The sequence below is a fragment of the Caldicellulosiruptor morganii genome, assembly GCF_026810225.1.
GTDB lineage: Bacteria > Bacillota > Thermoanaerobacteria > Caldicellulosiruptorales > Caldicellulosiruptoraceae > Caldicellulosiruptor > Caldicellulosiruptor morganii.
On the sequence record NZ_CP113865.1, the window covers coordinates 2,440,590 to 2,452,511 of the forward strand.

General features: G+C 36.2%; 9 protein-coding genes, 2 tRNA genes and 1 pseudogene. 2 read left to right on the top strand and 10 right to left on the bottom strand.

Annotated elements, in window-relative coordinates; all coding sequences use genetic code 11:
• The 4 genes from OTK00_RS11905 to OTK00_RS11920 are packed head-to-tail and all read right to left on the bottom strand — an operon-like array spanning nucleotide 1 to nucleotide 5,369.
• Nucleotides 1-1,326, bottom strand: coding sequence for a hypothetical protein (locus tag OTK00_RS11905; RefSeq protein ID WP_241765428.1), 1,326 nt, complete (start codon nucleotides 1,324-1,326; stop codon nucleotides 1-3).
• A 44-nt stretch (nucleotides 1,327-1,370) separates the two neighbouring features.
• Nucleotides 1,371-2,447, bottom strand: coding sequence for a glycosyltransferase family 4 protein (locus OTK00_RS11910; RefSeq protein WP_045168647.1), 1,077 nt, complete (start codon nucleotides 2,445-2,447; stop codon nucleotides 1,371-1,373).
• 58 nt (nucleotides 2,448-2,505) lie between these two features.
• Complete coding sequence (locus tag OTK00_RS11915) at nucleotides 2,506-4,677, bottom strand: O-antigen ligase family protein (protein ID WP_045168646.1); 2,172 nt, start codon at nucleotides 4,675-4,677, stop codon at nucleotides 2,506-2,508.
• 59 nt (nucleotides 4,678-4,736) lie between these two features.
• The gene (locus OTK00_RS11920) at nucleotides 4,737-5,369 is read right to left on the bottom strand and encodes an MBL fold metallo-hydrolase (protein WP_045168645.1); all 633 of its coding nucleotides are present in this window, start codon (nucleotides 5,367-5,369) and stop codon (nucleotides 4,737-4,739) included.
• Between the two features lie 172 nt (nucleotides 5,370-5,541).
• Between OTK00_RS11920 and OTK00_RS11925 the strand changes: the two genes are divergently transcribed.
• Complete coding sequence (locus OTK00_RS11925; protein WP_045168644.1) at nucleotides 5,542-6,123, top strand: stage II sporulation protein M; 582 nt, start codon at nucleotides 5,542-5,544, stop codon at nucleotides 6,121-6,123.
• An 84-nt stretch (nucleotides 6,124-6,207) separates the two neighbouring features.
• On the opposite strand, the gene OTK00_RS11930 is transcribed toward OTK00_RS11925, so the two are convergent.
• Nucleotides 6,208-7,341 (bottom strand): aldo/keto reductase, encoded by a 1,134-nt coding sequence (locus OTK00_RS11930; protein WP_045168643.1) that lies wholly within the window; start codon nucleotides 7,339-7,341, stop codon nucleotides 6,208-6,210.
• 394 nt (nucleotides 7,342-7,735) lie between these two features.
• Between OTK00_RS11930 and OTK00_RS11935 the strand changes: the two genes are divergently transcribed.
• Entirely contained in the window at nucleotides 7,736-9,256 is a 1,521-nt protein-coding gene (locus OTK00_RS11935; protein ID WP_045168642.1) for a WG repeat-containing protein, read from the top strand.
• Between the two features lie 26 nt (nucleotides 9,257-9,282).
• Here the strand turns inward: OTK00_RS11935 and OTK00_RS11940 are convergent, their stop codons facing one another.
• The 5 genes and pseudogenes from OTK00_RS11940 to OTK00_RS11955 form a co-directional block, all read right to left on the bottom strand.
• Entirely contained in the window at nucleotides 9,283-10,638 is a 1,356-nt protein-coding gene (locus OTK00_RS11940; RefSeq protein WP_045168641.1) for a TrpB-like pyridoxal phosphate-dependent enzyme, read from the bottom strand.
• Between the two features lie 277 nt (nucleotides 10,639-10,915).
• A pseudogene (locus OTK00_RS12270) lies at nucleotides 10,916-11,074 on the bottom strand (transposase); the annotation flags it as partial.
• Between the two features lie 381 nt (nucleotides 11,075-11,455).
• Nucleotides 11,456-11,530, bottom strand: a tRNA-Glu gene (locus OTK00_RS11945).
• Nucleotides 11,531-11,554: 24 nt separating this feature from the next.
• A tRNA-Lys gene (locus tag OTK00_RS11950) sits at nucleotides 11,555-11,630 on the bottom strand.
• 70 nt (nucleotides 11,631-11,700) lie between these two features.
• On the bottom strand, nucleotides 11,701-11,889 hold the full coding sequence (locus OTK00_RS11955) for a hypothetical protein (protein ID WP_045168640.1): 189 nt from the start codon (nucleotides 11,887-11,889) through the stop codon (nucleotides 11,701-11,703).
• Between the last annotated feature and the right edge of the window lie 33 nt (nucleotides 11,890-11,922).

Here is an 11,922-nt window from a genome sequence, read left to right on the forward strand (position 1 = left end):
CTATCCCTTTCTTCCGTAATCTATTACAAAATAATAATACGGCAAAAACAATACCAGCCAAAACTGGTAAAACAGAAGATTATTAAACCAGCTTATTACAAAGTATGTAACAAGTAAAGAGCAAAAATTTATAAAATGCAGTCTAATATCTGACTCATCATATCTTACATTTTTGTATACACTGTATATCTTTTTAAACAGCCATATCAAGAAAAAAGCGGTCCCTGCTAAGCCACAGTACAAAATTAAATTCAAAAAAGAAGAATCAAAGCCAATAAACGGCAAACCATATTTTACATTCAAAAAGCCAAAGCCGTCTCCTATCAATAACTTAATCGGATTGCTGCAAATAAAATTTTTTGCATTACTCCAGCTTTGCATTCGTGCTTGAGCAGAATTATCTACCGGAATACTTTTTATTCGTTCAAAGATTTTGTAAAAATCTTTATCCAATAGCGTTGTAAATAGCAAAACGCTATCTACCAATATAAGCTTTTTAAAAAGCACAATCTTTTTCTTAATAAAACTCCAGCTCCCAACCAGAAGAGTATTGATAAGTACCACCAGAAATAAACCCAAAATTGAACTTCGAGATATAGTCTTTAACAATGTAATATTGAAAAAAATTAATAAAATGATTTTCTGTATAAATCTTTTTCTGTCCTGCAAACTCTGTCTGAGAAAACTTATCATTGCAATGCCAATAAACATAACCAGTATATTGCCAAAAAAATTTGGATCAAAAATATTGCCAATTAACCTAAACTTATGAGGATCAAGGTTAAGATAAATTCCCTTTTTTTCAAAGAATTTATTTAATCTTTCTGTGTCCGGCTCAATAAAGTAGATAATCCATCCAATTATACAGAGTAAAAACCCAATCTTAACATAGAACCCTTCTATTCTATTAATATTTCTCTGGAAATTTAAAAACAAATAAATCATGAATGCAAAATAAACCAGAGAAAAAAATCTCAGATAATAAAGCACCGGTAATATGTTGAACCCGTAAATTATGTAATTGACCAGAATAGAAAGTAACATTAAACTTAGCAGTACTTCAATTGAGTCCAAATGGTTCAAGTTCATTTTTTTGAACAAATATATGTTTTTTTTGAGAAGAATCAATTCATAAAAGCAAAATATTGCAATAAAAACCAATATACCAACTTCTATCAAAGATATTGTACGAGGGAAAAAGGGTAACTTTATTATTCTTGAAAAATTGCCTGTTAATATATAGAATAAATATAATATAACACCTGCCGAGCTAAATATGATTTTTATTTTACCTTCGTACCACAATTCTTCTGTTAATTGTTGCAATATTATCAACCCCCACAATTGCTAAAAATATAACATCAAATAGCTTATGAAAATATAAAGTCAAATATTTTTCTGCTCAATACCTGCCAGCTAAATCTGGAAACATATTGCTTAACAACTTCAAACTCATGATTTTGCCCATTGAGCTTTTTAACCACCTCAAAGACATTCTCTTCAGGAGATTTATATACATCTATATAAATCGCATATTCACCTAAAACCTCCGGTAAAGACGCACATTTCGAAGCTATAACCTTTGCACCGCATGCTAATGCCTCCAAAGGTGGCAATCCAAAGCCCTCATACAAGGACGGATATAAAAATGCTTCGCATCTGTTATATAAAAAACAGAGTAAACTGTCATCAAGCTTTTCCAATCTAACAATCTCTTTGTCACTTTCATTATCCCACACATTCGACACAAATTTATGTGCTGGATAAAACCTTTTCAAACTCCTGTAAAGCTCATAAGCATACGAAAAATTCTTGTGCCTCTTGTTATTTCCTATAAATAAGAAAAATTTCTCAGGCAGATAAGAGTACATACTTTTAAAGTGTTCAATTTCTTCACTTCCCAGCTTTCTAAAAGTGTTCATATCAATTCCGGGATATATTACCTTTATTTTATTTGAATTGCCATAGTATTTAATTATCTTTTCTTTTGAATAGTTCGAAACAGTAAATACAAAAACAGCTGTGTTAATATAGTGCTTTACTAACGTTGAATAATATATCCTGTTTTTTAAACTTGAGTAAAAGTCAAGGTGCATCAGGTCATGAATAGTTATAAACTTTTTAATTCTTTTATCCTCTATTGGCGGCGAAGAAAATGAAGGTGAAAAATAAGCCATCTGTTCTTTTGTCTCTTTTTGAATCTTCCTCAAAACATTTGGAATTTCTATATTCTCCAATGGATGCAAAAAAGGCGATCTAATTTTCACAATTTCCCTTACTTCTTGATTGAATGCCCTGTGCAATACATTGAAGTTTCTGGTATCAGAGAGAAGTATCAGATGCTGCTTGATGTTTCCGGGTGCATTTCTAATAATCTCATATGTATACCTGCTTATACCATGATTTTTTTCCAAATTAATACTCCGGCAGTCAACAACACATAGCATTAAGTTTCCCCCCATATCATAAATTTACTTTTTTGTTGCATTATATAAGTTTTTTAAATCACATTTTCTTTTTGACTTCATTTACTATTTGCAAAGTTCTATCTGTGATCGAAAATTTACGAGAATTAGGATCTTCCCTGATAATATCAGGCATTCTTTCCCTCTCCCTTTTCACTCTCTCAACCTCCTGGGGAATCCTCAGCACAACTTCATAGTATTTTTTCGCCTTTTCCTTATCACCTTTTCCCAGGTAATAATCTCCAACCTTTGCATATGCATCTGCTTTTACTTCATAGTTTGCTGGCAAAAGTGGCTGAAGCTTTATGCCCTCTTCTATTTGCTTCAAGCCCTCGTCTATCGCACCGTGAGCGAGCAGATATACAGCGTACCTGAACCTTATCTTTGCACTGAACCTGTCATTTTCTATTGCCTGCTTGAAGTAGTCATTTGCCTTTGCAATCAAATTTGCATCTCTGTTCTGATCACCAATCTTGTAAAGCACCGTCGCATAGTCGCTCAGAGCAGAAGAAGAAAGTGAGTCATACTCCACTGCCTTTGATAAAAATGAATATGCAGCACTCAGGTTATTCATCTGCAGCGCCTGCTGACCGAGGTTTGCATTGTAGTTTCCTATTCTGAAGTTTATTGAAATAATCATCACAAAAAGATAGAACGCCAAAAGCGCTGGTGCCAGCAACTTTGTTCTTCTCTGGACAATTAACTTCTCATCCTCTTTGGTTTTTTGAAGCACCTCAGAGACAATTGCAAACAAAACACCCAGACTTGCAAAAAGCAGAACCTGAACAGATGCAAGTGAAAAGTCAAAGTCCAGGATTGAATGAAGATAAAGCTGCAAAGCCCCTGCAAATATGCCCGCAATTAATATATTCTTCTCCCTATCCTTTTTACTCCATGCTTTCAGAGCGGTTGAAAAGATCATGTACAAAAACACCATTAAAATTGCAAAGCCAAAAAGCCCTGTGTCAAGCAGCACCTGCAAAAAGTAGTTATGTGACTGTGTTGTGAAATAAAGGTAAGACTGATACATAAAGTAAAGCGATACCCACGTGCCGCCACCATAGCCAAAGATAGGGCTTCTTAAGAAAATTTTTAGCCCGTCTTTGTAAAATACAAGCCTTTCCACAAAATTTCTATCTCTAAAGTTAATAGACATCACCCTATCAACAATTGACGAAGGAAGAAGATGCATATTTATAGCAATTACAAATCCTATTACACCAAGTGCAGCAACCGTAAGTGCCGAAATTATGTAAACCTCATCTTTGAGCGCATAAAGTCTATTTTCAACAAAGCCAAATGCATACACAGCTGCCCACACAATGGCAAACTGGAAAAGCAAAATCACCCACAGTTTCTCTTTTCCATTTGGATTTAGCTGAGCCCCCACCCTGTTTAAAAATGCCAAAACAACTGCAGCCACTATTGCAAGGTTGAAAACAATAGATATTCTCTTTTCTCTTGGCAAAAGTAAAAAGAATGCTAAGAGTGCAAGCAGTAATGTCACATAGCAGCCTCTTGAGTATGTAAAGAAAAAGGCTGTCAGAATAAACGAAGACGCAGCAAAATAAAACGCTTTTAGAAATCTATTTTCAGTGTACAGCCCGAGCATAAGCGAAATTATAAACCCAAAGGCAAGCACAGTGCCCGCTGTGTTGTGGTACTGCAAGGTTGAGTTTATCATGTTCCCTGCCCACAGCCCATTCATTGGCATACCCAGAGGTCGGGCAGTCTCAGGTATCAATCCCACCGCCGCCTGATACCCGAAAAATGCAACACCCACTGTTGAGATAAAAAGAGCATTCAGGATGGTTAGCCTTTCAAATTTGTCTGTTGCAAGCCTTATCGCCATTGCAAAGATTGCAAAGTAGAACGCATATTTTAAAAACTCACCTATCGCAAGCCTTCTGTTTGCTGCAAAGAAAAACGGCACAATATATGCCACCATAAAAAGCAAAAGGATATATTCAAGCTTGTATTTGATTTCAAACCCATTTTTTGTTGCATAAAGGTAGATTGCAAACAGGATGAAGATTGCAGAGGCTACTGCCTGAAAGACCGTCAGCTCATAGTCAAAGTAAAGCCCTCTGTAGTAAGGTGTCATTAGCACAAGGAGTGAAAAGGCAAAGAGAAAAACATACTTTATGGGATAAAGATTTAAAACTTCCTGCCTATCTGTAAAAGAAGAAGTTTGCTTTTTATTTTTTGCCATTGCGTTTTCTCCTTTTTTGCAAGTTTAGTTTTTATAAGCTCTATATTTTTAAAATAATTTTAACCCCTATGTGAAAGTACAATTACTTTTTGAGCCTCAGGAAGCTTATTTATCTCAAGCTCAAAAGAGTTTGCATACTCTACATTTTCAAAAAGTTTTGTAAATTCTTCAAGTCTGCCCAAATCAAATTTAAGCTTTTCTGTTTTATAGTGCATAGGGATTATAATCTTTGGATTTATAGCCTTTGCAACGTTGTAAGCTGCTTTTGCGTCAATTGTATAAACTCCACCAACAGGGATAAGCAGAATATCCACCCTGCCAATTCTGTCAAGATGATCTTTTTCAAGCTCATGCCCCAAATCGCCAAGGTGTGCAACCGAAAACTCATCTTCTATCACAAACACAATGTTTTCTCCTCTTTTTTGCCCACCTTCACTGTCATGAAATGTCTTTATGCCTTTTATCTTTACACCTTTTAAATTGTATTCCTGAGGCTTGTCCAAGACAGTAAAATCTCCTTTTAAAGCCCCAGTATAGCCGTGGTCAAAGTGTTTATGAGATGTCAAAACAATATCAGGTGAAAGTTCAAACACTTCATATCCCACAGAAGAATCGTACGGGTCTGTTAAAATCATGACTTTATTTTTTGTCTCTATCAAAAAGCTTGCATGCGCAAGATAGGTTATTTTCATTATCCAGTTTTCCCCCTTTTCTTTTACTATCAACATTATTATATACCAATTTAAAGAAATGTTAATTAAAAATTTGTGAAAATCTTTTGCTTACACCTGTTTACAAAAAAGAGGTTATCTGTTATGATTTAAATTAGCTCTTTTTGATACAAAGCAAAAGGGGAGTTGTAAGATGGGGCTTGGTTTTCTGGTTGATACACTTAAAAAAGAAAAAAGACTCATTTTGATTTGTCTTTTAATATTTCTTCTTTTTTTGACTCTGGGAATTGTTACAGGTGCATACTTTTCTGATTTGCTTGAAAAGCTCACAGATACCTATCTCAAAAAGATGTTTGGCGAAATTTTAAAAAACGCCAATAGCAAATTTGACCTTTTTCTTGCCATTCTTAAAAACAATATGAAAGTATATATAATAGTGCTTGTGGCAGGGACTCTCACATTCGGTCTTGTTTCTCTTTTTGTGTTGATGACAAACGGAGCAGTTGTTGGAGCTGTGGCAGCACTTTCTGCCAAGAAGACTTCAATCGCCAAGACACTGCTTTTGCTTTTGCCACACGGTGTGATTGAAATCTTTGCGTTTTTGATTGGCACAGCAGCTTCTGCAATCTTTCTTGAAAATCTTATTAACGAAAAGCAAAGAGAAAACACAAAGGTTTTGCTGAAAAGATTTCTGGCTTTGAGCTTACTTGGTGCAATTTTGATTGTAATAGCTGCGTTCATTGAAGCTTATGTCACATTAAGCTTTGCTGCTTAAAAGCTCCATCAATTCCAAAAACAAAAAGGGACTGATAAATAAACTTTTCAGTCCCTTTTTAGCTGGTATCTTGCAGTTTTTTCGCTACTTTCCACCAAGTGTTGCTGCTGTTTCCTTTAACTGCTTGCGAATCTGAATCTTTTGCGGGCACTTTTCTTCGCAAATCCCACATTCAATACACTCTTCTGCTTTCTTGCCTGAAAGCCACTGCACAGTGCCAATTCTCTGATATTCACTCTTGGCAAACTCAACAAGCCCATAAACTCTGTAATAGTTCATTATCTGGAAGTTAAGAGGAATATTTACCCCCTGCGGACATGGCATACAGTAATTACAGCCTGTGCAGTAAAGGTCTGCAAGCTTTTTATTCTCCTCCATGGCTTTTTTAATTCTTTCTATCTCCTCAGGACTCAGCGGATCTGGATTTGAAGCAACTTTGCAGTTTTCCTCAACCATTTCAATTGTGCTCATGCCAGAAAGCGCACAGGATACATTTGGATTTGCCAGAACAAACCTCAATGCTATCTCTGCAGAAGAACTTACTTTACCTGGAAGCAGGCTCTGAATAACCGGTGATGGACTGCCAAGCCTGCCACCACCCACAGGTCCCATCACAACAACGCCAAGCCCTTTCCCTGCCGCATAAGCCATCGCCTCTTCATTGCTCCTGTCAAGAAGGTTGTACTGGCACAGCACACTCTCAAATACCTCTCCCCGGTCAATTATTTTTATCATATTCTCCGGCCTGTCATGAAAAGAAAAAGAAATATGTCCAATCATTCCCTCTTCCTTTGCCCTTTTTGCAGCATCCAAAGGTCCACCCTTTTTGATTATCCTTTCTTTAAATGTTTCATAGTTTATTCCCCACATATGATAAAAGTCTATCCTGTCAATATCAAGCTTTTTTAACGAATTTTCAAGCCTCTTTAAGAAATTATCCCCCGAGTCATCCTCAATAGGATTTTTTGTAGAAACGTAAACCCTATCTCTAAAACCCTTCAATGCCTTGCCAACTATAACCTCGCTCTGAGAGTCACAGTAATATGGTGCTGTGTCTATGTAGTTAACTCCAAGCTCAAAAGCCCTGTGAATAATCCTTATACTTTCATCTTCGTCATATACCAGTTTGCCGTTTATCTCTTTTTGAGGAAGCCTCATGGCTCCAAATCCAAGCGCTGAAATCAAAACCCCTGTGTTCCCAAACTTTCGATAAAGCATGCCTTTAAAGTCCCCTTTCATTTTTTTGTGTAATCGTTTACTTTTTTAATTTTATAATTTTTCAAAGTATTTTGCAAGACATTAGTATTGATAGGGTGGTTTCAAGAGTTTGTAGAAAAAATCTTTATTAATATCCCTGAGTTATAGAAATCACAAAAACTCAAATGCTTTTAGAGTTCTTTTTTTATCTGGTTTGTTTTACCAATATGAGGGATCTTTTTGCCATCCAAAGTCCTATAAATATTTTACACCAACCTTTCTGATTGAATGTATTTGAAAAATTGCTTATAATGTTTTAAGAGTAATTTTTTGCTTTTATAGTTTAATTTAATTAGATTAAATTGTTATGGAAAAATGTTTATTCAAGAAAATTTACAATAAGGAGGAATTTTTGGTGAAAAGAATTAAAAGTTTTGTTTGCAAAATACTGGTATGTATTTATTTTATTGGCAGTCTGACTCTGGCATATGCTCAGCAGCCGTCCTCTCAAAATATTGTATTTATAAAACCACAGTTTGAAAATGTTATGTTCTGGGAAAATGGTTGGATTTCTTATCTTCAGAGTGGAAAATGGGGAATTACGAACTCTTCTGGTCAAGTTCTTTTAAAGCCTCAGTTTGACAAAATTGAACCTGTATTTTTTGACGGACCTGCAATAATGGGAATTGAGGATAAGTTCTACAAAGATATATTTATCTTCTGGCAAAACAAAAAAGCAGGCTTTATTGATTCAAATCTTAAAATCTTTACAAAGCCAGAGATAGACTCATTTGAAGTTTTAAATCCATGGCTTAATTTATATATTTGCAAAAAAGAGAACAAATATGGTTTTTTTAATCTGGATAAAAAAGTCTACATCACACCTCAGTTTGACAAAATATACTTTGTTGTTGCGGTTTCATATAACCCAGGTGTGAAATATCAAAACCCCTATGTTAAGTGTACCTTACCAGATGAAAATAATAAGGAGTTTTGTCTTTATGCCCTTGACTTGAAGGATGGTGTTTGGCCAGACTCTTATTTGGATTACGTTCTTGTCTCAAAAGATGGAAAGTGCGGTGCTGTTGATGTTTCGGGGAATATATTTATAGATTTTAGGTATGATTCTTTTGAAGAGGTTCTGGCAGATAGTAAATTTGCAGAGGCACTGAAAGCTACGCTGAATAAGAAAAAGACAATATCATCCTCAGATAGTTCGGATGCAAAAGCACAATCAGAATGTGATATTTCTTATGAACAGCTCGGCAAAAATTATGTTATTGTATTCTATAAATATTCGGCTAAAGGCTTTGTTCAAACAAGAAGCAAAGAAACCTATGAAAACGTGAAACATTTGGGCGTGAATAACTTAATTGCGGTCTGCAAAAACAAAAAGTGGGGAATTTTAGATGCAAACGGCAAATATGCAGTAAAACCTCAATTTGATGATATAAAGGAATTCAGCGAAGGTTTATGCGCTTTCAAGCAAAATGGTAAGTGGGGATTTATGGACAAAAATTGTAAAGTGATCATAAAGCCTCAATTTGATAGGGCAGAAAACTTCTCAGAAGGATACGCAGCAGTAAATAAGTCAGGTTTGTGGGGCTATATAAATTCTTCTGGAAAGTTTGTCATAAAACCTCAATTTATCTTTGCAGGTGCATTTTTTGCTAAGTTAGCTTCTGCCTCCACAAAGGATTATGTGGGACTGATAGATACAAAAGGCAGTTTTGTTTTGAAATTTTCAGCAAAGAACCCCCGGTATACGTTTGTTGATACCGAAACCTACAGGTTTAGATATACACAAGATTCTGTATTGAATTCTTACAGTTACTCGATTTATAAATATTCACTTATCTTCCCCAAATTCGGCTATGTTGTAATTGACAAAAAATCAAACAGGGTAGGACTTGTATTAAGAGGGCAAGGAAAATAGCCTCGCCCTCTTATTTTTCTTGCTGTTTATGGCAATTTGCTCAATGTTTTTTTAATGTCCTCATCAGAAATTTCAATATCCTCAAGCCTGCCGCTGAGGTAATCTTCATATGCAGCAAGATCAAAGTGACCATGTCCGCTCAGTGAAATTAAAATTGTCTTATTAACACCCTCTTCACGTGCCTGGATTGCTTCATCTATCGCAGATTTGACAGCGTGAGCAGACTCAGGTGCTGGAATTATGCCTTCCGATTTTGCGAATAAAGTGGCTGCCTCAAAAACTTCTCTTTGTTTGTATGCTCTTGCCTCAATTATCCCATCTTTGTAAAGTCTGCTAACAATCGGCGAATCACCATGATATCGCAGCCCACCTGCATGAATACTTGGTGGAATAAATTGGCTTCCTACAGTGTACATTTTAAGAAGGGGAGTAAGCCCTGCAACATCTCCAAAGTCATATGCAAACTCACCTTTAGTTAAAGACGGACATGCCGCAGGTTCAACTGCTATGGCTCTTATCTTCCTCCCATTTCTCAATTTATCCCTCAAGAAAGGAAAGCTAATTCCTGCAAAATTGCTGCCACCACCGTTGCATCCTATAACTATATCAGGATACTCATCTATCTTTTCCATTTGAAGTTTTGCTTCTTCTCCAATTATGGTTTGATGCAAAATAACATGATTTAAAACACTCCCTAAGGAGTAGTTTGTATCAGGGTGAGTTGCAGCATCCTCCACTGCCTCGCTTATTGCAATTCCAAGGCTTCCGGGTGAGTCTGGATCCTTTGCAAGAATTCTTCTCCCTGCCTCTGTAAACTCACTTGGGCTTGGTATTACCTTTGCCCCAAACGTTTCCATTAATATCCTTCTGTAAGGCTTTTGATTATAGCTTACCTTTACCATGTACACTGTGCAATCAAGTCCAAAAAAATTGCAGGCAATTGCCAGAGCAGACCCCCACTGCCCCGCACCTGTTTCTGTCGCAAGCCTTTTTATTCCCTCTTTTTTGTTATAATATGCCTGCGGTATTGCAGTATTTAACTTGTGGCTTCCAGATGGAGTTGCACCTTCATACTTATAGAATATTTTGGCAGGTGTATCAAGAATTTTTTCTAATCGCTTTGCTCTGATTAAGGGAGTTGGTCTGTACTGCTTATAAAACTCCAACACTTCCTCTGGAATTGGCACAAATGCTTCAGTTGCCATCTCCTGCTTTATCAACTCTTCAGGGAAAATTACTTTGAGTTTACCTGGATCAATCAACTCTTTTGTTGATGGGTCAAGTGGCGGATCAAGTGGAGCTTTTAAATCAGCAGTAATGTTATACCAGCTGTGCGGTATCTCATCTTCGTTCAAAAAAACTTTGTAAAACTCTTCTCTCATCTTATCTTTCTCCTCTCATCTTGATTTTTGTTAGATAGTTTTATTTTATATTAAGTTATAAAGGTTGTAAATGTTTTATTTTGTTATTATTCTAAGTTCTTTGTCAAGCAGTGAGGTTGGTACAATGAATGCCCACCTTTTTATCTTTCCCAGGCACGCATTAAATGTTATACATGCCTATTATAGGTAAACCAGTCCAAAAAAACCAATACCACACCCGCCCACTCATATAGTGGTTTTTTAAATATTCAGCTTTTTCAACTTATCTACTAAAGCTTTACAAAATCCTCTTCCTGAATATCTCAAAATTCCTGTATCCAAATCCATTCCTCTTAAGTAACCCTTTATTTTGTTGTTAAAACCTTCTGTCGTACTATTCGTATACGGAACATCAAATGCATTTTACTGTTTTTGAAAACCAGCTTCTAAAAAGCTTTTAAAAAATTGTGTAATCGTTTACTATGCTGTTTCAGGGTTATGCATTATTTTTTTAATATGGGGGCATTCATGAAGGAAAATACCAGATATAGCTATTTTAACTGTAGAACAGAAAAAGCAATTTCCCGGAAAAGCAAAATAAAAAGGCAAGGATCTTTCCCGCCTTTTTGATTTGTAAAGTGTTCCTTCTTCTAATTTGTGAAACATTCAGCACATTCCAGTTGCCCTATGCAAGGCAAGAAGAATATGCTTAGAGCTTTTCATCTCCCGCATGCGCGGAAGGTACTCAGCTCCTCTCACAATATCATACATTTTATATTATGATGTAATATTCTTTGAAAAAAGTCAATGATATTTCATGATGAAGAGTATATTTAAATGGTGACCCCGAGGGGATTCGAACCCCTGTTACAGGCGTGAAAGGCCTGTGTCTTAACCACTTGACCACGGGGCCACCTTTAGAATTTTTAATTTTAAATGGTGAGCCATCCGCGACTCGAACGCGGGACACCCAGCTTAAAAGGCTGGTGCTCTGCCTGCTGAGCTAATGGCCCACACAATAATAAACACGGTTTAATATTATAAAGCATAAAGTCATGTCTGTAAATAGCAAAAATTTGTTTGCTATTTTGCTATCACCCCGCCTTTACAAACTTTATCTGGCTTGTGCAAAGGTCTTGAGTCCGCAGCTTTTTTAGAAATCAATTTATCATGCGTTCCCATCTCAATTATTCTGCCCCCGTCAAGAACAATTATCAAATCTGCATCTTTGATGGTAGAAAGCCTGTGGAGAGTAACTACTGCACAACACAAAAAGCCACCCGTTTCAATGCCATGCCACGGGTG